This is a genomic window from Pseudomonas sp. GW821-FHT04D07 (assembly GCF_059420225.1).
Genome location: NZ_JBWKTH010000005.1, coordinates 216952 through 239333, shown reverse-complemented (window position 1 = coordinate 239333; position 22382 = coordinate 216952). Strand labels below are relative to the sequence as shown.

Annotated in this window: 22 protein-coding genes; 10 read left to right on the top strand and 12 right to left on the bottom strand. The window is 63.6% G+C overall.

Features of this window, described 5'->3' with window-relative positions; translation table 11 throughout:
* Positions 1 to 2: 2 nt before the first annotated feature.
* Both AC07T0_RS09790 and AC07T0_RS09785 read left to right on the top strand, forming a co-directional pair.
* Positions 3 to 551, top strand: coding sequence for a sigma-70 family RNA polymerase sigma factor (locus AC07T0_RS09790; protein ID WP_495000975.1), 549 nt, complete (start codon positions 3 to 5; stop codon positions 549 to 551).
* A 34-nt stretch (positions 552 to 585) separates the two neighbouring features.
* Positions 586 to 1536, top strand: coding sequence for a FecR family protein (locus AC07T0_RS09785; protein WP_495000974.1), 951 nt, complete (start codon positions 586 to 588; stop codon positions 1534 to 1536).
* Between the two features lie 196 nt (positions 1537 to 1732).
* Here the strand turns inward: AC07T0_RS09785 and AC07T0_RS09780 are convergent, their stop codons facing one another.
* Together AC07T0_RS09780 and AC07T0_RS09775 are read right to left on the bottom strand one after the other, a co-directional pair.
* Entirely contained in the window at positions 1733 to 2341 is a 609-nt protein-coding gene (locus AC07T0_RS09780) for a type II secretion system protein GspJ (protein WP_495000973.1), read from the bottom strand.
* Positions 2338 to 2790: a GspH/FimT family pseudopilin gene (locus AC07T0_RS09775; RefSeq protein ID WP_495000972.1), complete on the bottom strand. Its 453-nt coding sequence runs from the start codon at positions 2788 to 2790 to the stop codon at positions 2338 to 2340. The genes AC07T0_RS09780 and AC07T0_RS09775 overlap by 4 nt, the downstream gene beginning before the upstream one ends.
* 234 nt (positions 2791 to 3024) lie before the next feature.
* Between AC07T0_RS09775 and AC07T0_RS09770 the strand changes: the two genes are divergently transcribed.
* Positions 3025 to 3456, top strand: coding sequence for a type II secretion system protein N (locus tag AC07T0_RS09770; RefSeq protein WP_495000971.1), 432 nt, complete (start codon positions 3025 to 3027; stop codon positions 3454 to 3456).
* Here the strand turns inward: AC07T0_RS09770 and gspI are convergent.
* The 10 genes from gspI to hutH form a co-directional block, all read right to left on the bottom strand.
* Positions 3416 to 3829, bottom strand: a complete 414-nt coding sequence (gene gspI, locus AC07T0_RS09765; protein WP_495000970.1) for a type II secretion system minor pseudopilin GspI — start codon at positions 3827 to 3829, stop codon at positions 3416 to 3418. The genes AC07T0_RS09770 and gspI overlap by 41 nt on opposite strands.
* Positions 3830 to 4004: 175 nt before the next feature.
* Positions 4005 to 4742: a histidine utilization transcriptional repressor HutC gene (gene hutC, locus AC07T0_RS09760; RefSeq protein WP_495000969.1), complete on the bottom strand. Its 738-nt coding sequence runs from the start codon at positions 4740 to 4742 to the stop codon at positions 4005 to 4007.
* A 3-nt stretch (positions 4743 to 4745) separates the two neighbouring features.
* A complete protein-coding gene (gene hisC / locus AC07T0_RS09755; protein ID WP_495000968.1) occupies positions 4746 to 5879 on the bottom strand; it encodes a histidinol-phosphate transaminase in 1134 nt (377 codons plus the stop codon).
* Positions 5876 to 6676 (bottom strand): amino acid ABC transporter ATP-binding protein, encoded by an 801-nt coding sequence (locus AC07T0_RS09750; RefSeq protein ID WP_495001027.1) that lies wholly within the window; start codon positions 6674 to 6676, stop codon positions 5876 to 5878. Before AC07T0_RS09750 ends, hisC begins: the two co-directional genes overlap by 4 nt.
* Before the next feature lie 89 nt (positions 6677 to 6765).
* Positions 6766 to 7437, bottom strand: coding sequence for an amino acid ABC transporter permease (locus AC07T0_RS09745; RefSeq protein ID WP_495000967.1), 672 nt, complete (start codon positions 7435 to 7437; stop codon positions 6766 to 6768).
* Complete coding sequence (locus tag AC07T0_RS09740) at positions 7434 to 8093, bottom strand: amino acid ABC transporter permease (RefSeq protein WP_495000966.1); 660 nt, start codon at positions 8091 to 8093, stop codon at positions 7434 to 7436. Before AC07T0_RS09740 ends, AC07T0_RS09745 begins: the two co-directional genes overlap by 4 nt.
* Positions 8094 to 8166: 73 nt before the next feature.
* Entirely contained in the window at positions 8167 to 9003 is an 837-nt protein-coding gene (locus AC07T0_RS09735) for a transporter substrate-binding domain-containing protein (RefSeq protein WP_495000965.1), read from the bottom strand.
* 102 nt (positions 9004 to 9105) lie between these two features.
* A complete protein-coding gene (locus tag AC07T0_RS09730; protein WP_495000964.1) occupies positions 9106 to 10482 on the bottom strand; it encodes an FAD-binding oxidoreductase in 1377 nt (458 codons plus the stop codon).
* The gene (locus AC07T0_RS09725; protein WP_495000963.1) at positions 10479 to 11684 is read right to left on the bottom strand and encodes an alpha-hydroxy acid oxidase; all 1206 of its coding nucleotides are present in this window, start codon (positions 11682 to 11684) and stop codon (positions 10479 to 10481) included. Before AC07T0_RS09725 ends, AC07T0_RS09730 begins: the two co-directional genes overlap by 4 nt.
* A gap of 58 nt (positions 11685 to 11742) precedes the next feature.
* On the bottom strand, positions 11743 to 13272 hold the full coding sequence (gene hutH / locus AC07T0_RS09720) for a histidine ammonia-lyase (RefSeq protein WP_495000962.1): 1530 nt from the start codon (positions 13270 to 13272) through the stop codon (positions 11743 to 11745).
* 521 nt (positions 13273 to 13793) lie between these two features.
* Between hutH and gspG the strand changes: the two genes are divergently transcribed.
* The 7 genes from gspG (at position 13794) to gspF (ending at position 22146) form a co-directional block, all read left to right on the top strand.
* The gene (gene gspG, locus AC07T0_RS09715; protein ID WP_495000961.1) at positions 13794 to 14240 is read left to right on the top strand and encodes a type II secretion system major pseudopilin GspG; all 447 of its coding nucleotides are present in this window, start codon (positions 13794 to 13796) and stop codon (positions 14238 to 14240) included.
* A gap of 8 nt (positions 14241 to 14248) precedes the next feature.
* Positions 14249 to 15232 (top strand): type II secretion system minor pseudopilin GspK, encoded by a 984-nt coding sequence (gene gspK, locus AC07T0_RS09710; protein ID WP_495000960.1) that lies wholly within the window; start codon positions 14249 to 14251, stop codon positions 15230 to 15232.
* Positions 15229 to 16386, top strand: a complete 1158-nt coding sequence (gspL, locus tag AC07T0_RS09705; protein ID WP_495000959.1) for a type II secretion system protein GspL — start codon at positions 15229 to 15231, stop codon at positions 16384 to 16386. Before gspK ends, gspL begins: the two co-directional genes overlap by 4 nt.
* A complete protein-coding gene (locus AC07T0_RS09700) occupies positions 16379 to 16921 on the top strand; it encodes a type II secretion system protein M (RefSeq protein WP_495000958.1) in 543 nt (180 codons plus the stop codon). The genes gspL and AC07T0_RS09700 overlap by 8 nt, the downstream gene beginning before the upstream one ends.
* Complete coding sequence (gene gspD, locus AC07T0_RS09695) at positions 16918 to 19323, top strand: type II secretion system secretin GspD (protein ID WP_495000957.1); 2406 nt, start codon at positions 16918 to 16920, stop codon at positions 19321 to 19323. Before AC07T0_RS09700 ends, gspD begins: the two co-directional genes overlap by 4 nt.
* Before the next feature lie 193 nt (positions 19324 to 19516).
* The gene (gene gspE, locus AC07T0_RS09690) at positions 19517 to 20935 is read left to right on the top strand and encodes a type II secretion system ATPase GspE (RefSeq protein ID WP_495000956.1); all 1419 of its coding nucleotides are present in this window, start codon (positions 19517 to 19519) and stop codon (positions 20933 to 20935) included.
* Positions 20935 to 22146 carry a type II secretion system inner membrane protein GspF gene (gene gspF, locus AC07T0_RS09685; RefSeq protein WP_495000955.1) on the top strand — a complete coding sequence of 404 codons (1212 nt, stop codon included), beginning with the start codon at positions 20935 to 20937 and terminating at the stop codon, positions 22144 to 22146. Before gspE ends, gspF begins: the two co-directional genes overlap by 1 nt.
* Positions 22147 to 22382: the final 236 nt, after the last annotated feature.

The window sequence follows — 22382 nt, the reverse complement described above, 5'->3', positions numbered from 1 at the left end:
GTATGAAGAAGATCGGGCACAGTCCGATGGTCCGGTTGTTCCTGACCTCCTATGACGACTTCAAGGCGCGTTTGCGCCGGCGCCTGGGTTCCGAGGATCTGGCCAACGACGTCCTGCACGAAACCTATCTGCGGGTCGACCGCATGGAGACGCCGCTCAACCTCACCCAGCCCAATGCCTACCTGTACCGCATGGCGCTGAATATCGCCGCCGATCGCCGCCAGGCCGACGCTCGTTTGTTGACCGGCGAGGAAATCGAGGAGTTGTTGCAGGTCGGCGACGAAGCCCAGGATCCGGAGCGGGTCGTGGGCGGGCAGAAGGAGATTCAGTTGCTGCTCAGTGCCTTGTATGAACTGCCGCCGCGGCGCCGGCGGATTTTTATCGCCGCGCGCCTGGAGGAGGCGCCGCACCTGGAAATCTCCCAGCGATTCGGGATTTCCACACGGATGGTCGAGAAGGAGTTGAAGGCGGCTCTGGGGCATTGCGCGGCGCGTCTTGAAAGAAAAGTGATTCAGCGGTTCGGTCCCGGTGCGGGAAAACCGTCTAGGTAATAGACCAGCAAAATTTTCTTGAGTACCTGCGCGCTTGAACACGACTTCCATCACTGATTCCCGGGCCGGCGAGACCGCTCGACTGCACAGCGAAGCCCAGGATTGGCTGATCCTCCTGACCTCGGGGCAGGCTACCGCCGCCGATGCCCGAGCCTTGCGCCAGTGGTGCGCGCAGAGTCCGGAGCACGCCCAGGCGTTCGAACGCAGCAAGTCGCTGTGGCAGTCCCTCAAGCCTGCCGCTTTGCAATTGCAACACCCGCCACGTTCACGACAGTTCGGTCGGCGGGCGTTTCTCGGCGGCGCGATTGCGGCGTCGGCGGCTTTTTTCCTGATCCGCGAAACGATACCGGGCGGCTTTTCCGGGCTGGGTGCCGACTATGTCACCGAAGTCGGCGAGCAGCGGCGTATTGATCTGGGTGACGATATCCACCTGGAGCTCAACACCCAGACCCGGATCAATCGCCTGGCATCGGTCGGCGGCAACCCGCAGATCGAACTGGTCAGCGGTGAAGTGGAGGTGGTGACGCGTTCGCGCGAGTCGATCAGCGTCCAGGCTGGTCCCGGTTGGTTGCATGCCGAGCAGGCGCGCTTCAATTTGCGTCATATCGACCGTAGCGTTTGTGTGACCTGTATCGAGGGTTTGTTGACGCTGCAGGTGCAGGGCCGCGGTTTCCGGCTGGAAAGCGGCCGACAGCTGACCTACGACGCCCAGCATACCGGCGAGCCGCAAATGGTGGATGCCGCGAACGTGATCGCCTGGCGCAACAAGATGCTGGTGTTCAACGACGCGACCCTGGCCTCGGTGATCGACGAGATCAACCGTTATCGTCCGGGCATGCTGGTGTTGCTCAATGCCGAGCTGGGGAAACGCAAGGTCCAGGCGCGTTTCAGCCTCGATCAGTTGGCGGGGGTGGCATGGTTGATTCGCGATGCCTATGGGGCCAAGTGCACCGAGTTGCCGGGTGGGGTGGTGTTGCTCAGCTGATTCTGGGTTGTCGATTGTCGATACCCGTCTTGCCCCGGTCTTTGTGGGAACGGTCCTTGTGGGAGCGGAGCTTGTGGGAGCGGAGCTTGCCCGCGAAGCTTTTAGCGATCTCAAGGGCCTCTTCGCGGCGGTGCGGCGTCCCGACAAGCTCCGTTCCCACAAGGTGTGCGTTCAGCATTCGAGCCAGTGAGTAACGCTATTCCAGCGGCCCCAGCACCTGCCGGTAACGCTCCGGCCCCTGGGGCGTATCGCGTACCAGGGTAATCTCCAGGCCCTGGGGATTGTCCTGATGATTCCCGCCCAGGTTGTGCCAGCCCTTGCCCGGTTGCCACACCCGCAAGTCCATTTCCCGCACCTGACCCAGCACCGCCACGCCGTCCTTGGCCGCCGGCAACGGGAATTGTGCGCGGGCCGGCCCCGCGGCCCGATACAGGGTGCCACCCTGCAACCACCAGCGTACCCGTTGCAGCGCGCCGTCCTGCTGCGGCGCTGCGCGGATCAGCTCCAGACGAAAGCCCTTGCGCTCGGCGTTGCGTACACTCAGGGCCACGGGAGCGGGCGGTAGCGGGTGTTCGACATCCACCACCATCGGCTCCACCAGTTCGATACCGGCGCGCAACGCCACATCGCGATCCAGTTGTCCCAACGCGGCCAGCAGTTCGCGGGTCTGTTCGGCGCTGGCCTTGAGGTGCTCATCGGCGCGGTTGACGCTGTCCAGGCCGCGCCAGGCAATCACGCTGACAATCGCCATCAGCATGATCGCGACCATCACTTCGATCAGGGTAAAACCAGCCTGGCGTTTCACTGCACCTTGACCTCGCCGGTGGCGCTGCGCAGCACGCTGATGCTGTGCTGGCCGTCGGAGAGTGACAGGCGCAGCGGCGCGCCGATCCATTCGGCGCTCAGCAGCAGGCTTTTACCCGGCTCGATGCGCACCTGCATCGGTGTGCTCTGCCAGGCTCGGGGGCGCAGTTGTGGGTCGTGGGCGAATTGCTCGATGCCGCCCTGATCGTCGCCGCGGCTGAAGCGATAACCCTGGCTGTCACTCAGCCAGCGAATCGGCCGGCCATCCGCCTGGACTTCGGCCTGGGCCACTTGCAGGGCCTGGGCCAGGCTCTCGGCGTCCAGGCGCAGCCGGTGCAGCGGGTCCGGCTTGATATTCAGGCCGATGGCCGCGCTGACGATACCGATGATGACCAGTACCACCATCAGTTCGATCAAGGTGAAACCGGTCTGGGGGCGCACGACATCCATTCGACAAGGGCTCCTTGGGGGTGAATACATGCTGCGCCGCGAAGATGATGAGCGTGTGAAATAAAAACGTGAGAATTGACAGGTAGTCTGATGGGAGCGCGGTTGTGTAGGCGCCGGCTTGCTGGCGATAGCGGTGTATCAGGCAACGGTGATGTCGACCATTGGATCGCATCGCCAGCAAGCCAGCGCCTACAGGGTGGCGCGTTCGGATCAACGTCGAAAAGGACTTCAAGCATGCAATGGACTCACCGTTTCTCTCCGCCCCAGCTGGTCCAGGCGCTGGCCTTGCTCGCGGCCCTGGCCGGTGCGCTGATCTGGTCCAGCCTGTTGCTGAAGCCTGCGTCATCGCTGTTGCCCGAAGGCCTGCCGCCGGCCGCCGGCACCCGCAGCGACAATCCCGCCTTGCAATGGTTTTCCAACCAGCCGGCGGTGCTCGATATCAAGGTTTCCGGGGTCATGGCCGGGGTGCACGGAGCAGTGGCGATCCTCAGCCTCAACGACGGCCCGCCGCGCAGCTTCCTCGCCGGCGAGCTCCTGAGCCAGGGTGTGCGCCTACTTGCCATCGAACCCGAGGGCATTGTTGTCGAGCGGGGCAAGGAAAAGCTCCACCTGAACGTGACCCGTCTCAGCGCTGCGCCGTTCCTGCCGAAGCTGACCCGCCCGTGAGCGCGGCTTGGGCCGGGCTCAGCACGGTTTCCAGCTGCGCCAGTGGCGGCGCTTCGCGGCGGCGATCCAGAACCAGGATATCGACCTTGAACAAACCGCCGCCGAAGGCGCCGATCATCTGCTCGCAGCGCAACATCAGCCGGCCCTGATCGCATTCGAAGGACTTGCGCCCGACGGGCAAGCGTCCTTCCAGGCGCAATTCCGCCAGACGGCTCTGGGCCGCCAACAAGGCAATGGATTTATCCCGCAGCAGCCCGTTGCTCTGGGTCATCACCCCGGCCATGCGCACGGCGGCGGACAGCGCGACGGCGATGATCGTCAACGCCACCAGCACTTCGATCAGGGTGAAACCGCCTTGGCGTGGAGCAGGCATCAAGTTGACTCAAGAGGGAACCCAGGTATCAGGTTAGCCGGCTTGTTTGACCGCCTGCTGACCGAAGCTCCCGAGCTTTTTCGGCTGCTGGCCATGATCCTGGCGTCTGTCCGCATTTAGCTCGCTACCAGCCGTTTTCAATGGCCAGCGACCTTGGGAATTCTGCTGCTTTCTCTCAACTGTCGCGGTGCGCGCCACTCACCGGCAGGCGACTGCCGAGGCGATAACGCGACGAGGGATGGGTCAGGCGCACATAGGTGACGATTTTGTTCTGGCTCCAGGTCCGCCGTACCAGGATCAGGCACGGCTCCAGGGCGTCGATCTGCATATGCCGGCTTTCGTCGCTGCTGGGGTGACCGGCTTCGACGATATGCTCCATCTCATCGGGGCGAATGACCTGCAACAGGTAGCGCGCCGGTTGCAGCTGCTCACCGAACTCCTGTTGCAGAAAGTCCGGTACCAGTTCGGGATTGACGTAGCGATCCTCAAGTTGCACCGGCACGCCTTCTTCGCTATGCACGCAGATCAGGTGAAACACTGACGAGCCGGTAGGCAGCGCCAGGGCAGCGGCCACCGGCATCGAGGCCGCCTCGCGACCCAGGTGCAGAACTCGGCAGGAGTAGCGATGCCCACGGGCGATGATTTCGTCGGCGATATTGGTGATGCGCAGCAGGTTCGATTGCGGTTTGCTTTCGGCAACGAAGGTGCCGACCCCGGAAATCCGCAACAGATGACCTTCTTCCGTCAGCTCGCGCAAGGCCCGGTTGACGGTCATGCGCGAAATGCCCAGCTCCTGCACCAGGCGATTTTCCGAGGGGATCAAGTCGCCAGGCTTCCATTCGCCGCTGCGCAGCTTGTCTTGCACAAAGTCCTTCGCGCGCCGATAGAGGGCTTGCGGTGCATTTTTGATCATGATTCAGTCCGCATTTTTTTGAGCGGCAAGCACACTTGCCAAGGCCTTGAGAAAAAGGTCGTTATCCTCACAGCTACCGATGGAGACACGCAAGTACTCTGTGTAGCCGTTTTCGCGCCAGGGTTTGACGATAATGCCTTTGCTCAGCAAGGCCTGGTTGATGGTTTCAGCCGGATAGGGCGTGCTGAAGAAGAGGAAGTTGGCCATCGACGGTGCGGTGTCCAGACCGAGGTTCTGCAAGGCGATCACCATGTGCCGACGCTCATGGGCGACATGGGCGAGGGTGGCCTGCAGGTGCTCCTCGTCGGCCAGTGCGGCAATCGCCGCGGCCTGGGCCACGCGGTTGATATTGAACGGCGTGCGCAGGCGGTCGATCAGGTCGGCCAGCATGGGGTCGCTGACGATACCGTAGCCGATCCGCAAGCCGGCCAGGGAATACGCCTTGGAGAAGGTCCGCAGCAGGATAAACGGCTTGCCGCTGGCCTGGATCAGGCCGAGGCAATCAGGGTAACCCTGCTCGAACTGGGCATACTCGTAATAGGCCTCGTCGAACACCAGCAGGCACTGGGCCGGCAGTGCCGCCAACAGACGTTGCAACTCGTCGGCGTCGAGGGTGCAGCCCACCGGGTTGGACGGGCAGGAAAACATCAGCAGACGGGTTTTCGGGGTCAATGCCTGAATCATCGCCGGCACGTCGAAGCGGCCTTCGCTGGTCATCGGCACGCCCGTCACCCGGGCACCGGCGGCGATGGGGTAGATAAAGTGCAGGCCGAACGAGGGCACCACGGTGACCACTTCATCGCCATGGTCGAGGAACACCCGGCTGATGATGCTCAGTAGATCTTCGGAACCATTGCCGAACACCAACTGATTGCCCGCCACGCCGAGCTTGGCGCTGAGGGCGGCGCGCAGTTCCAGGCAACTGGCATCCGGGTACAGCGCGATGCTGGAGCAGGCCAGGGCCATCGCGGCGGCGACCGCCGGTGCCGGACCCAGAGGATTTTCGTTGCTGCCCAGCTTGGCCACCCGGGTCAGCCCGAAGCGCTTGCGCACCGCTTCCGTGCCGAGGCCGGCGTTGTAGCTGGCCAGATCACGCACTTGCGGGCGGGCGAGGAGTTGCAGTTCAGCAGCGTTCATACCAGGGAAGCCTCTTTGTTGTCTTGCCAGAACGCATTGCGATCCAGATAGTTCTGCAGGAATTGCTGCAGACGGGGATGTTCGGTGTTGTGGAAGATTTGCTGCGGTGTGCCCTGGGCCACCACCTGACCCTGGTCGAGGAACACCACCGAATCGGCGACCTGCGCGGCGAAGCCCATTTCATGGGTGACCACCACCATGGTCATGCCTTCCTTGGCCAGGGTCTTCATGACCTGCAGGACTTCGCCCACCAGCTCCGGGTCGAGGGCCGAGGTCGGCTCATCGAACAGCATGATGTGCGGCTCCATGGCCAGCGCCCGGGCAATCGCCACGCGCTGCTGCTGACCGCCGGAGAGCTGGATCGGATAGACGTCGGCCTTATGTGCCAGGCCGACTTTGTCGAGCATGGCCAACGCGCGCTGACGGGCCTCGGCGGACGACAGCTTGCGCACCCGCAGCAAAGCTTCGCTGACATTGCCCAGCGCGGTCATGTGTGGCCACAGGTTGAACTGCTGGAAGACCATGCCGATATTGCGCCGGACCTGATTGATCTGCGCTTGCGCGGCGCGTTTGCGACCCTTGCCGTTGTCCGCGACATAGCCGAGCAACTGGCCTTCGATATGAATCTCGCCTTCGTCGTACTCTTCGAGGAAGGCCATGCTCCGCAGCAGGGTGCTTTTGCCCGAGCCGGAAGGGCCGATCAGACATACCACTTCGGAATGCCGGACCTCCAGGTCGATCCCCTTGAGTACACGCAGGGCGCCGAAGCTCTTGCCGACATTGTGCAGGCGCACCATGGGTTGCGAGTCGCCGGGGAGTTGTTCGGGAGTTTTCATGGGGTCACCTTGTTTCGGGACGATGGGTTGCACAGGGCGTTGTCGGGCGTTCATTGTGGCTGCCGGCTCATAAAGCGTCCGACCCGCGTCTCCAGGTACATCCCCAGGCGCGAACAGAACTCCACCAGCAGCAGGTAGCCGATACACAGCACCAGCAGGGTTTCGACAAAGGCGAAGGTTTGCGAACCGATACCGGTCATGACCATGGTCAGTTCCGGGATGGTAATGATCGACAGCACCGCGGTTTCCTTGCACAGGATGGTCACCAGATTGACCAGCGCCGGCAGGATGATCACCAGCATCTGCGGCAACTGGATGCGCAGGATGCATTGCCAGCGGGTGATGCCCAGACAGTCGGCCGCCTCCAGTTGGCCACGAGCGACCGACTCGAAACCGGTGCGGAAGATCTCCGCGAAGTACACGCTGCCATAAATGCCCAGCCCGAGAATCCCGGCGGGAACAGGGTCCAGGCTGAGTCCGAAGGACGGCCCGCCGTAGTAGACCAGGAACAGTTGGACCAGAAATGGCGTGCTGCGAATCACCTCGATAAAGGCCCGCAGCGGCGCTCGAATCAGGTTGTTGCCAAACAGTTGCGCCACGGCAATCAGCAAGCCGAGGAACAACCCCAGGAGCACTCCGGCGGACCAGGTGCCGAGGGTGACGGTGAAACCCTGGGCGATATCGTCGAGGTGCTCGGTAATGACCCGATAGTCGAAGATCATGTCTGTTGCTCCTTCATGCGTCGTTCCAACAGACCGCCGCAGAACGCCAGTGGAATATTGATCAGGCAATAGAAGCCGGCCAGCATCAGGTAGTCCTGCACGAACAGGTAGTCGCTGGCCGCGAGGTTCTGCGCGGTACGGGTCAGGTCGGCGAGGCCGACCACCGACACCAGCGAAGAAGCCTTGATCAGCAGGATCATTTCATTGACCAGGGCCGGCAGGGTCAGGCGCACGGCTTGCGGCACGCGGATGCGGATCAGCATCTGCCGCGTGCTCAGGCCGAGCAGCCCGGCCGCCTCCAACTGCCCGCCGGGGATGGCCAGGAAGCCGCCACGGAGGATCTCGGCGATATAAGCCCCGGCACACAGCGACAGGCTGATGATCGCGGCCGTCAGCGGCGATACGTTGGGCAGGCCGACCCGTGGCAGGAAGTAATAGACAAAGAGCAATTGCACCAGCAGCGGAATGCCCCGGAACACGAAAATGTAGCCGCCCCCCAGGCGCCTGAACAATGGCAGCGGCGACAGGCGCAGGCTGGCAACCAGGATGCCGATGAAAAAGCCGATCACCAGGGCCGCGGTGGAGACCTCGAGGGTCACCAGCAGGCTGGTCAGCAGTAACGGCAGGTTCTGCAAAAATAAAGGCCAATCGAACATTGCAGTGACTCCAACTCAGTTGATCGCCGGCCAGGCTTGGCCGGCGATCAGGTCCTCCAATGGGCAGGCGGATTTACCAGGTCGGGGTGAAGTCGGCTTGCGGCACATTCATCTCGGCACCCAGCCATTTCTTCTGCAAGGCTGCCAGGCGCCCGTCCGCATGCATTTTCAACAGGGCGGTATCGAGTGCGGCGATCAGGCTGTTGGCGTCGGCATCCTTGCGTCCCAGGTAGGCGAAGTAGGAGGTCTTGCCGAACGGCGGCTGGACCACCTTGAAGGCGTTGCTGCGCTGGGCGGCGACATAGGAGATGTTCGGCAGCGAGTTGGCGACGGCGACAATGCGCTTGGCCGCCAGGTCCGCGTAGGCCTGGTTGTTGTCGACGTATTCGCGGATCGTGACTTTCTCCGGCAGCGTGGCGGCGAAGGTCTTCAGTTCTTCGAGCTGTGCCGAGCCTTTGCCCGCGCCCACGGCCTTGCCGGCGATGTCTTGCGGCTTGCTGATGCTGTTGTCGTTGGCGCCGATCATCAAGGCCACGGTGGCTTCGGCGATCGGCAGCATGAAGTGGTAACGCTCTTTACGGGCCTGGGTCACGATGATCGGGCCAGCGACCACATCGAACTTCTTCGCTTCAAGCCCTGGCAACACGCTGGGCCACGGCAGGTCGAGGAATTTCACCTTGACCCCCAGTTCCTTGCCCAACTGTTCGAACAGCTCTGAGTTGAGGCCTTTCTGCTTGCCGTTGTCGGTGAAGTCGAAAGGCGCGAATTGCAGCTCGGTACCTACCACCAGTTCACCGGCTTTTTTGACATCGGCCAGTTGATCAGCATGTGCCGCCAGGGACGCGACGCTCAGGGTGAGCGCCAGGCACAGGCCGTTGAAGCGTTTACTGAATAGAGAATCGAGTTGCATGGTGTCACTCCTTCAGGGGGATGCAGCGAGGTTGAGTGTGTGTTCCAGCGGTGATTCAGGTTGGCGACAGCAGTTAACGTGCCACTCCGGTATATACAGCTCTCAGGCGAGAATCTTGCCCGGGTTGAGAATGCCGTTGGGGTCGAAACAATCCTTGAGTTGACGCATGACCGCGAGGGCTTCGGGGCCCACCGAGTGATGGAGAAACTCGCGCTTGAGCAGGCCGATGCCGTGCTCGGCGGACACCGAACCGCCGAGTTCGCCGACGGCGCTGTAGACCAGCTCCTCGATGGCGAGGATCGGCGCGGGCTGGGGCAGGGAAGCGCAGTCCACGGTGAGGTGCAGGTTGCTGTCACCGATGTGGCCGAAATACACACTGTGGTTGCCCGGCCAGCGCTGTTCCAGGCGTGCGCGGCAACGCTCGACGAAGTCGCCGATCAGGCCGATCGGCAGGCTGACGTCGAAGTTCAAGGGGGTCATGCGTAGCGGAAACTCAGCGGTTGCTTCGCGGATCTTCCAGAGTCCGCGGGCCTGGGCCTGGGAGCTGGCGAGGACCGCATCGAGGACTTCACCGGCGGCGAATGCCTCTTCCAGGGACGCTTCGAGCTGGTCTTGAGCGCCGGCGGACTCCAGCAGCACATACAACGGATGCTCCAGTGAGATCGGCGCCGTGGCGTTTTCCAGCCAACTGACGCCGAGGCGAAAGAAGTCCTGCCACATCAACTCATAGGCTTGTGGCGTGCCGACACCGCGCTGGATCCGCCGCAGCAGGCTGACCGCGCTGGCGTAGTCGGGCAGGGCGCAGAGCAGGGTGCTGGTCTGGCCCGGTTGCGGGGCAAGCTTCAAGACCGCGCGGGTAATCACGCCCAAGGTGCCTTCGCTGCCGATAAAGCACTGTTTCAGGTCATAGCCGCAGTTGTTCTTGATCATCTTGTTGCGCAGATCGAGCACTCGGCCATCGGCCAGGACCACTTCCAGTCCGAGCACCAGGTCACGGGTCATGCCGTAGCGGATCACCGCATTGCCTCCGGCATTGGTGGCGATATTGCCGCCGATCTGGCACGAGCCGCGAGCGCCCAGGTCGAGGGGGAAGACAAAGCCCGCGTTGAGCGCCGCCTGCTGGATTTCCTCCAGGGTGGTACCGGCCAGGACGCTGATGGTGGCGGCCGCCGGGTCGATCTCTTCAATGCCGCGCAGGCGTTCCAGGGACAGCGCGATATCGCTGGCCCGTGGCACCGCGCCGCCGGCCAGGCCGGTCATGCCGCCCTGCGGAACCACCGATTGTCCGGTGTCATTGCAGATACGCAAGGCACTCGCCACGTCCGCCGTGGTCCTTGGCAACAGCAGCGCCGCCGGGCAGGTCGGGGCATGGCCGGTCCAGTCGCTGTAGTGACGCTGACTGATATCAGCGCCGGTGACGACGGCGTCATTCCCCAACGCTTGACGCAGCAGTTCGAGGGTTTGTGGTAAATCGCTCATCGGCTCAACTCACGGTCGGAAAGGATAGAGGGCGTCGTGACCAGGGCACGACGATCCAGCTGGTTCAGGTTTGCAGTGCCCAGCAAAGACAGGGCCAGGCGCAGCTCTTGCGCCAGTAGATCGAGGGCATGAGCGGCGCCCGCTTGTCCGCCGACGGCGACTCCATACAGGGTAGATCGCCCCAGCAACACGGCATCGGCACCCAATGCGCAGGCCTTGAGAATGTCGGTGCCGCGACGGATGCCACTGTCGAGCAGCAGCGCGAGTTTGCCCTTGGCCACGGCGGCAATCGCCGGCAGGCAGTCGAGGCTGGCCGGAACACCGTCCAGTTGCCGGCCGCCATGGTTACTGACCACCAATCCGTCGAGCCCCAGGGCCACGGCTTTTTCGGCATCCGTCGGATGCAGCACGCCCTTGAGCAACAGCCGGTGCGGCCAGCGCTCGCGCAGCCGGGCCAGTGCGTCCCAGTCGAGTCCGGTGTCCATCTGGCTGCCGATAAAATGCGCGGCGCCTTCGATGGTGCGTTGTTCGGGCGGCAGATAGCGCTCGATATTGCCCAGGATCGGCAGGCCCTGTGGCCATAGCGCCTGGGCCATCCAGCGGGGATGACAGAGCACGTCGAGCTGGTTGCGCAGGCTCAATTGCCGGGGCCGGACAAAGTTGCGTCGGTCCCATTCGCGGTTGCCCAGCAGCACGGCGTCACTGGTCAGCAGCAGCGTCTTGCAACCGACCGCGTCGGCACGTTGCAGCAGATCCTCGCGCACGGCCGGATCACGCAGGCAATAGAGTTGGAACCAGAGATTGACCTCGGGCACTGCCGCGACCAGTTGCTCCAGGGAACTGGTGGACACGGTACTCAAGGTGAAAGGCAGGCCGCGCTCTGTGGCGGCCCGAGCTAAATGAATATCGGCATCGCGGTAAAGCATTGCGTTGTAGCCGGTGGGGCCGATGGCCATGGGCAGCGGCAGGTCTCGCCCAAACAACGAACTTTGGGTCTGCGTCGCCGAGCAAGGCATCAGGGTCCGCGGCAGCAGGGCGATATCGGCAAAGGCCTGGCGATTGCGGCGTAGCGTCAGCTCTTCTTCGGCACCGCCTTCCAGGTATTCCCAGGCGAAATGCGGCAGACGTTGCCGGGCCATCGCCGCCAGTTCGGCAATGCTCTGTGCTCGGTGAAAATCCAGCCCTGAATAATAGCGACGCATGGCGATCCCTATGGCGTGATGAAAGTGGCGCAGCAGGGCTGCGCCAACCCGGTTTTAATCAGGCGTAAAGACGTGCGGCCGGCAACCAGCGTTCGAAGGCGGCGGACTCGACCCAGTTTCTGGCCGCCGCGATATCGGGGGCGAAGTAACGGTCTTCGTCGTAATGCGCGACCTCGCTGCGAATCATCGCCAGGACTTCAGCGAGCTTTTCCGAAGTCTTGAGCGGGGCATGCAGGTCGACACCCTGGGCGGCACCGAGCAGTTCGATGGCCACCACGGCGCTGCTGTTGCCGGCCATATCCAGCAAACGGCGGGCAGCAAAGGTCGCCATCGACACGTGGTCCTCCTGGTTGGCCGAAGTCGGCAGGCTGTCCACCGAGGCCGGGTGGGCCAGGGTCTTGTTTTCCGAAGCCAGGGCGGCGGCGGTCACCTGGGCGATCATAAAGCCTGAGTTCAGGCCGCCTTCGCGTACCAGAAAAGCCGGCAGACCGGAGAGCGCCGGGTCAACCAATTGGGCAGTTCGTCGTTCGGACAGCGCACCTATCTCGGAAATTGCCAGGGCCAGGACGTCAGCGGCCATCGCCACCGGTTCGGCGTGAAAGTTGCCACCCGAGAGCACGTCGCCGTCGGCGCTGAACACCAATGGGTTATCCGAAACCGCGTTGGACTCACGCAGGAACACCCCGGCGGCGAAACGCAGGTGATCCAGGCAAGCGCCCATGACTTGCGGCTGGCAGCGCAGCGAGTAGGGATCCTGGACCCGGGCGCAATCGATATGCGATTGACGAATCTCGCTGTCCGCCAGCAGTTCACGATAGAACCGGGCCACGTCGATTTGCCCGGGTTGACCACGTACCGCCTGGATGCGCGGATCGAAGGGCACGTCGGAACCTTTCAAGGCTTCCACGCACAGGCTGCCAGCGACCACGGCGGCGCTGAACAGCTTCTCGGCGGCAAACAGTCCGCGCAATGCCAGCGCGGTGGACACCTGGGTGCCGTTGATCAGCGCCAGGCCTTCCTTCGGCCCCAGCACCATGGGCTCCAGGCCGGCAATCGCCAGGCCTTCGACGGCATCCATTTCCCGTCCTGCCTGGCGCACGCGACCGACGCCAATCAGCACGGCGGACATATGCGCCAGCGGTGCCAGGTCGCCCGAGGCACCCACTGAGCCCTGGGACGGGATGCACGGATAGACCTTGGCGTGATAGAGCTTGACCAGCGCTTCAATCACTTCCCAGCGGATCCCGGAAAAGCCACGGGCCAGCGAACCGACCTTCAAGGCCATGATCAGGCCGACGCTGGCATCATCGAGCAACGGCCCGGTGCCGGTGCAGTGCGAGAGCAGCAGGTTGCGTTGCAGCTTGGCCAGCGACTCGGTGGCAATCGAGGTCCGGGCCAGCAGGCCGAAGCCGGTATTGATGCCGTACACCGTGCGTTGGTTGGCGATGATCTCGTTCACGGTACGGGTGCTGGCGTCGACGTTCTCACGCGCGGCAGGGTCCAGCTCGATCGCGCATTGCTTCTGATAGATGACGCGCAGTTGATCCAGTGTGAGTTGACCGGGCTTGAGCAGCAGAGGTGCGGGCATGGCAGTGTCCTAAGGCGGAGGGTGGGTGGAATAGGCGGCTATATGTTCCTGTATATACAGGACGAGCAATATGCGGGCCAAAACCGCTATTCCAGTCAGAGAGTGGCGTTGCAGACCCGATCCCCGCGGATTGAAAAAAAACGCCAGCGCTGGTCGAGCCGTCGATGTGTCACCAAATACCGCACCAAAACCGCGCCTCTCGCACACTGTTGGGGCGAATAGAAACCAATGATAGTAGGGTTTTTCGCGATGCAAGGTTTCCGCGCAGCGCAGGGGCGCTTTGCCGCGCAAGGAGGCGCCGGGAGACAAAGACGGTCGGCGGTGATGGAAATTTTTGCTGTATATACAGCTGCGCACACTGTTGTCCGCCAAAGCGGCGGCCTTGGCTTCGCGAGATTGCATGCCGGCGGCGCGAATGCACTACGGGGTGGGCGGCATTTCCTCCCGAGGATTTTCAATACCGGTGACATATCTTCTTGCAACAATCCGCGGCGAATCGAATCAAGCCAAGGAATGTCGAGATGGATATCGCGCACATCAATTCCCGCTCGCGGATTGGCGCTCAGCAAGGCTTCACGCTGATCGAGATCATGGTGGTGGTGGTCATTCTCGGGATCCTTGCGGCCATTGTGGTACCCAAGGTTCTCGACCGCCCCGACCAGGCCCGGGTCACCGCCGCCAGGCAGGACATTGGCAGCCTGATGCAGGCCCTCAAGCTCTATCGCCTCGACCATGGCAGCTACCCGAACCAGAACCAGGGCCTGAAGGTCTTGGCCGAGCGGCCGGCGAACGCCAAGGACAGCACCTGGCGCTCCTACCTCGAACGCCTGCCCAACGATCCTTGGGGCCGTCCTTATCAGTACCTCAACCCTGGGGCCAACGGCGAAGTCGATGTGTTCTCCCTGGGTGCCGACGGTAAGCCGGGTGGTGAAGGCACCGACGCTGATATCGGCTCCTGGCAGTTGTAGTCCGGGCCATGACCAAACCTTCGCTGACAGCCGCCGGGCAGCGCGGCATGGCGATTATCAGCGCCTTGCTGATCGCCGCCGTGGTGGCGGTGATCGCCGGCGGCATGCTCGCCCGCCAGAGCGTCTTTACTCGCAGCCTTGAAGCCGAGCAGTCGCGAGTCCAGGGCGCCTGGCTGTTGCGCGGCGGTCTGGAGCTGAGCCGGCAAAAGCTCTGGCAGGCCCGCCAGCACGACCCGCTGACCCGGCTTGACCAAGCCTGGGCGCAGCCGCTCGTAGTCGCTGGCCTGAGCGAGCGCGGCGGGCAGTTCAGCGGGCGCCTGGAAGACGAGCAGGGTAAGTTCAATCTGCGTAATCTGGTGCGTGACAGCCGGATCGATTCCGACCAGGTTCGGGCTTTCCAACAACTGTGCGAATCGATCGGCATCAAGCCTGCCGTGGGCCAGCGGATTGTCCAGCGGGTGACCGCCGCTTACTCGTTGCTGCCGGATAACGCGCCCGCTGCGCCGCCGGTCAAGGGCAGCTTCGACAGCGGTCGGTTGACCTCGCCGGGAACCGCGCTCAAGCCGCTGCCGGCGACCCGGCCGATGTTGCACAGCCTGGATGACTTGAGTGCCTTGGCGGGAGTAGACGACGCAGTGCTGGCGCTGTTGGCACCCCATGTGACGATTCTGCCGGCCAACACCTGGGTCAACGGCAATACCGCCAGCGCCGAAGTCCTCGCCTCCCAGGTGCCGGGGCTGTCGCTGTCGCGGGCGCGCAGTCTGGTGTCTGAGCGTGATTCCGGGCGCTGGTTTATCAATCGCGGCGATTTCGTCAATCGTCTGCAGATGCCCGAGCTGGTGGTCAGCGATATCAAGGTCGGGATCACCAGCGACTGGTTCCGCCTCAATGCCCGTTCGCGCAGCGACAGCCGGCGGGTCAGCCTCGCGGTGTTGCTGTATCGCCAGGAGCTACAGATGCCCCAGGTGATCTGGTCGCGGGTGGGCGTATGACTTCGCTACGTCTGGCCTTGTTGCCGCTGGAGACGCTGACCCTGGACAGCTCGCTGGAGTTTGCCTGGCTGGATCGTCAGGGCAAGCTGAGCGACCGTGGCCGCAGCAGCCTCGCACTGTTGGGGCAGACATATAAAGGCGCCTCCGTGGAGTGTTACCTGCATCCGCGCGACAGCTTGCTGGCCAGTATCGAGTTACCCAACCTGCCACTGGCGAGGATTCAGGCGGCGGTGGGCTGTGCGGCCCAGGCGCTGATCCTTGGCGGTTGTGAGTCGATGCATATCGTTCATAGCCCGCGGGATGCCGCGGGGCAGGTACAGGTCGCCTGGCTGCAGCGGGCATTGTTGGAGCGCTTCGGCACCTTGCTGCGCCAGTCCGGGCTCAAGTTGCGCGGCCTGTACCCGGCGGCCTATTGCCTGCCGGTGGCGGCGGCGCACGCGCCTGTCGTAGCGGTGCGCGATGAACATCTGTTGCTGCGCCGCAGCCAGGACCAGGCCCAGGTTCATCCGGCTGTCGAGGCAGCGCTGGCGGATTTGCTCAATAGCGGCAGCGTGATGCATTGGGTCGGGGCGTCGGCTCCGGACAATGCGCTGGTCCAGAGTCTGTCCGAGGAGCGCGTCTGGTCTGGCAAAGCCCCGGGTTGGGGGCTGCACGGTGCGGTCCAGCCAATGGCCAGCAACGCCGGCGGTTGGCGGCGAGCCGTGGCCGGTATGGCGCTCGCGGTGGCGGTCTGGGCCGTGGGCCTCAATCTATATGCCGCTCGCCAGGTGGAACAGGGCCAGCAGCTCAAGGCCTGGATGACCCAGCGGGTGCAGCAGGCATTTCCGGCCTTGCCAATGGTCCTCAACCCGTTGCAACAGGCTCGTCAGCAGCTGGCTTTGCGCGAGAGCGGCGCGCCCGGTGACAGCGGTTTTGCCCGTCTGGTCCAGCAAGCCGGGAGTGCCATGCCTTTTATGGTCGGCAGCCTGCAGACGCTGGTCTTCGAACATGGCGAATTGCACCTGAGCCCGCTGCCCGGCATGCCGAGCGGCGGTCGCGACAAGGCCTGGCAACTGAGTCTGAGCCAGGCTGGCGTGGAAGCGACGACGGTTGCCGACGGCTGGGTCCTGAAAACCACCGGCCCACAACCGCTGGCGGAGAACGACAGTGAATAAGGCCTTTATCAACCGCTATCGAAACCGCTGGCGCCAGCTTTCGAGCCAGGTCCGGCTGTATTGGCAAAGCCTGGCTCGGCGCGAGCGACAGCTGGTGCTGGGCATGGCGATGGGTGTCTCGGGCCTGCTGGTGTGGTTTGTGCTGATCCAGCCGCCCTTGCAAAAGATCGACTTCTGGCGCCTGGAAACCCCCAAATTGCGTACCCAGGCACAGACTCTCGACGGCCTGCTGCAAGGGCTTGCCGGTCCGGCTGGCGGAAATGTCGAGGCCGGCTTGCGCAGCAGCCTGGACGCCGGCGGCCTGGCTGGGCACTACCAATTGCAAGGCGTTGGTACCGGCTGGCGGCTGACCTTCGACGAGGCCCCGGCGGATGGCCTGTTGGGCTGGCTGCTGGGTACGCCCCCGTTATTCACCCTGGAAGTGGTCGAGGCCCGTTTGCAGCGCAAAGGCGCGACCGAACCCGATGGCACGATGGGCAAATTGTCCGGAACCGTTCGCATGGATCAGGCGCTTGGCGCTAAGGAAGCTTCATGAAGTGGTCAGGTTCTTTATTGGCCTTGCGTTGTCGGCAGGCTGCGGCGCCCTGGTGGTTGATGGCCTTGAGTGCCTGCAGCAATACACCACCGGCGTCGCAGCCACCATTGCTGGTGGAAAGCGAGTTGGGTCGGCCCCTGGCCTCGACGGTCAAGAGTGGCGATGCCGTGGCTGATCGGCAGCGACTCCAGGCCCAGCTGGAGCAGCAACATCGGCAGCCACGGACGCCGATCAATCCCGGGCTGGGCAAGGGCGCGGCCAAAGGCAGCCTGGCGCCCAGTCCATTGGGCAACCAGCCGGTGCAGTTGAATTTCGTCGACGCCGATATCCAGGCGGTGGTCCGCGCCTTGTCACGCTCCACCGGGCAGCAGTTCCTGGTCGACCCACGGGTCAAGGGCACCCTGACTCTGGTCTCCGAAGGCGAGGTCCCTGCCCATCGCGCCTATGACATGCTGCTGGCGGCCCTGCGCATGCAGGGCTTCAGCGTGGTGGATGTCGGTGGAGTCAACCAGGTGGTGCCGGAGGCCGATGCCAAGCTGTTGGGCGGGCCGATCTACAGCGCCGATCGCCCGGCCCAGGGCGGTATGCTGACCCGCACCTTCCGCCTGCAATACGAAAACGCGGTGAACCTGATCCCGGTGCTGCGGCCCATCGTCTCGCCGAATAACCCGATCAATGCCTACCCGGGCAATAACACCGTGGTGATCACCGATTACGCGCAGAACCTGGAGCGGGTCGCCACGCTGATCGCCAGTATCGACACCCCCAGCGCCATTGACACCGATGTGGTGACCATCCAGAACGGCATTGCCAGCGATATCGCCAGCATGGTCGCCGAACTGCTCGACAGTCCCGGCAATGACCCGACCCAGAAGATTGTCGTGCTCGGCGACCCGCGCTCCAACTCGATCATCATTCGCTCCGGCAGCCCGGAGCGCACGCAGCTTGCGCGAGAATTGATCTACAAGTTGGACAATGCCCAGAGCAACCCGAGCAACCTGCATGTGGTGTACCTGCGCAATGCCCAGGCCGGCAAGTTGGCCCAGGCTCTGCGCGGGCTGCTCACCGGGGAAAGCGACAGCGCTGATGGCAAGGGCGATCCGACCCGGGCCATGCTCAGTAACGGCGGGATGAACAGTAACAACAGCAGTCAGAACGGCCAGGCCAGTACGCAGAGCAGCAGCGGCACCACAAGCAGTGGCACCAGCACCACGGGCAGTTCGTCCTACGGGCAGGGTGCGCGCGCCGGGGGCTCGCAGGCCGGCGGTGCAAACCAGGGCGCGGACCAGAGCGTGGCGTTTTCCGCGGGCGGGGTGACCATCCAGGCCGATGCCACCACCAATACCTTGCTGATCAGCGCCCCGGACCCGCTGTATCGCAATCTGCGGGAAGTCATCGACCAACTGGACCAGCGCCGCGCCCAGGTGGTGATCGAAAGTCTGATCGTCGAAGTCAGCGAAGACGATGCCAATGAGTTCGGTGTGCAATGGCAAGCCGGCAGCCTGGCCGGCAATGGCGTGATCGGCGGGGTCAATCTGGGCAGTACCAATCTGGTCAGCAGCGCCAAGAACAGCATAGATGTGCTACCCCAGGGGCTGAGCCTCGGTGTGGTCAAGGGCGCGGTGAACATCCCGGGCGTCGGTCAGGTCATGGACCTCAAGGTCCTGGCCCGGGCCTTGAAAACCAAGGGCGGCTCCAATGTGCTGTCGACGCCGAACCTGCTGACCCTGGATAACGAAGTGGCGAGCATCTTTGTCGGCCAGACCATTCCTTTTGTCAGCGGGCAGTACGTTACCAACGGCAGCAGCTCCAGCAACAACCCGTTCCAGACCATCCAGCGCGAGGAGGTCGGCCTCAAGCTCAATGTGCGGCCGCAGATTTCCGAGGGCGGCACGGTCAAGCTGGATATCTACCAGGAAGTCAGCACGGTGGACGACCGTGCCTCGGCGGCGGCCGCTGGCACCGTAACCAACAAACGCGCCATCGACACCAGCATCCTGCTGGATGACGGGCAGATCATGGTGCTCGGTGGTTTGTTGCAGGACGGTTATACCCAGACCAATGACGGCGTGCCATTTCTATCAAGTATTCCTGGGATCGGTGCGTTGTTTCGTCATGAGCGGCGCGAGACCACCAAGACCAACCTGATGGTGTTCCTGCGGCCCTATATCATTCGCGACGGTGCGGCGGGGCGCAGCATCACCCTCAACCGTTATGACTTTATCCGCCGGGCCCAGGGCAGCCTGCAACCGGAGCGCAGCTGGGCCATGCCGGATATGCAGGCGCCGCAGCTGCCGAATGCGGCCCTGGCGATTCCGGGTTCCGCGCCGTCGACCCAGCAAGCGCCACGGGCGGCAATTCGCGCGGTGCCGGTGTCACTCAATGAGAGGCCGCAGCCATGAAACTGGTAACAGGGGCCTTGTGGCGAGTGGGCTTGAAGCAATGCCGGCTCCTCAAGGAAAGGCACAATCGAACCTGTGGGAGCGGAGCTTGCCCGCGAAGCTTTTGGCGGCCTCAAGGTCCTCTTCGCGGCGGTGCGGCGATCCGACAAGCTCCGCTCCCACCAGGCCTGCTCCCACAAGCCCTGGGGGCACCATGAGTGCGCTGCCGTACGCCTGGGCCAAGGCGCAGCGGGTTCTGCTGCGCGACGGCGAGGACGGTGCGGTGTTGACCGCTTGCCCGTCGACCCCGGGCTGGGCCATCAGCGAGGTCCGTCGGCAGTTCGGCCCGGCGCGCCTGGAGCAGGTCCGCGACGATGAGCTCGATGGCCTGCTCGCCAGCGCCTATGCCGACACCGGCAACGCGGCGGCGGTGGTCGGTGCGGCGGAAAACGAGGTGGACCTCGACCGGCTGATGCAGGACATCCCGGAAATCACCGACCTGCTCGACACCCAGGACGGCGCGCCGGTGATCCGCATGATCAACGCCTTGCTGACCCAGGCCGCGCGGGACGAGGCCAGCGATATCCATATCGAACCCTTCGAGACCCATTCGGTGGTGCGCTATCGGGTCGACGGCACCCTGCGTGACGTGGTCTCACCACGCAAGGCGCTACATGGCGCGCTGGTGTCGCGGATCAAGATCATGGCCCAGCTGGATATTGCCGAGAAGCGCCTGCCCCAGGACGGTCGCATCGCCTTGCGCGTGGCCGGTCGGCCGATCGATATCCGCGTCTCCACCGTGCCCACCGGGCATGGCGAACGGGTGGTGATGCGCCTGCTGGACAAGCAGGCCGGACGCCTGCAACTGGAAACCCTGGGCATGGACCCTGATGTGTTGGCCCGGCTCGATCAACTGATCCGCCAACCCCATGGCATCGTGCTGGTCACCGGCCCCACCGGCAGCGGCAAGACCACCAGCCTCTATGCCGCCCTGGCCCGGCTCGACGCCAGTACCAGCAATATCCTCACTGTCGAGGACCCGGTGGAATACGACCTGCCGGGCATCAGTCAGATCCAGGTGAATGCCAAGATCGATATGACCTTCGCTCTGGCCTTGCGGGCGATCCTGCGCCAGGACCCGGACGTCATCATGATCGGCGAGATCCGCGACCTGGAAACCGCGCAGATTGCCGTGCAAGCCTCGCTCACCGGGCACCTGGTGCTGGCAACCCTGCACACCAACGACGCGGTGTCGGCGGTCAACCGCCTGATCGACATGGGCGTGGAGCCGTTCCTGCTGGCCTCGTCGATGCTCGGCGTGCTGGCCCAGCGTCTGGTCCGGCGCCTGTGCCAGCATTGTCGCCAGGAAGACCCGGCCGCGCCCGGCAGCTGGCGGCCGCTGGGCTGTAGCGTCTGTAATCACACCGGCTACAGCGGTCGTACTGGTATCCACGAGTTGTTCTGCATCGACGACGATATCCGCAGTCTGATCCACCAGGGCGCCGGCGAGCAGGCCCTGCGTCTGGCCGCGCGGGCGGCCGGCATGTTGAGCATGCGTGAGGACGGCGAGCGCTGGGTGCACAGTGGCGCCACCGCGCCGGAAGAAATCCTTCGCGTGACACGGGACGCCTGATGAATCGCTATCGCTTCGAAGCCGCCGACGCCCTGGGCAAGATCGAAACCGGCCATCTGGAAGCCGACAGCCAGGGCGCGGCCCTGGGCCTGTTGCGCAGTCGCGGGCTGACCGCCTTGTTGGTCCAGGCCGACGGCGTTCAAGGAGGAGGCAGTGCCAGTGGGATGTTCAGCGCCAAGCTCTCGGACAACGACCTGGCCTGGGCCACCCGGCAACTGGCAAGCCTGCTGGGGGCCAGCCTGCCGTTGGAAGCCGCGTTGAGCGCGACGGTGGAGCAGGCCGAGCGCAAGCATATCGCCCAGACTTTGAGCGCGGTGCGCGCCGATGTGCGCGGTGGCATGCGCCTGGCCGAAGCCCTGGCCAAGCGTCCACGGGACTTTCCCGATATCTACCGGGCATTGATCGCGGCGGGCGAGGAGTCCGGCGACCTGGCCCAGGTGATGGAGCGACTGGCTGATTACATCGAGGAGCGCAACAACCTGCGGGGCAAGATTCTCACTGCGTTCATCTATCCGGGAGTGGTGGGGTTGGTGTCGGTGGCCATTGTGATTTTCCTGCTCAGCTATGTGGTGCCCCAGGTGGTCAGCGCTTTTTCCCAGGCGCGCCAGGATTTGCCGGGGCTGACACTGGCGATGCTCAATGCCAGTGATTTTATCCGAGCCTGGGGCTGGTTGTGTTTCGCCGCCCTGGTCGGTGGTTTCTGGGGTTGGCGCTTGTATCTGCGCAATCCGACGGCACGGCTGGGCTGGCACAGTCGGATCTTGCGCCTGCCGCTGATCGGCCGCTTTGTGTTGGGGCTGAACACCGCACGGTTTGCCTCGACCCTGGCGATTCTCGGCGGTGCCGGGGTGCCATTGTTGCGGGCACTGGAGGCCGCGCGGCAGACGGTGTCCAACGACCGCCTGAGTCTGAGTGTGACTGAAGCTACGGCACGGGTCCGTGAAGGGGTGAACCTGGCGGCGGCGCTGAAGGTGGAGAAAGTGTTTCCGCCGGTGCTGATCCATCTGATTGCCAGCGGCGAGAAGACCGGCTCGTTGCCGCCGATGCTGGAGCGGGCGGCGCAGACCTTGTCGCGGGATATCGAGCGGCGGGCCATGGGCATGACCGCGCTGCTCGAACCGCTGATGATCGTAGTGATGGGGGCGGTGGTGTTGTTGATCGTAATGGCGGTGTTGCTGCCGATTATCGAGATCAATCAGTTGGTGCAATAGCCGGGCAGATGGGTTGCCCGGGCTGGCCTCTTCGCGGGCAAGCTCCGCTCCCACATTAGTCCTATGTCGAGTCCGGACTTTGTGTGCAGCTCAACAGAAGCCTGTGTTGAGCCCAGACTTTGTGTGCAGCTCAACAGAAGCCTGTGTTGGGCCCAGACTTTGTGTGCAGCTCAACAGAAGCCTGTGTTGGGTCCAGACTTTGTGTGCAGCTCAACAGAAGCCTGTGTTGAGCCCAG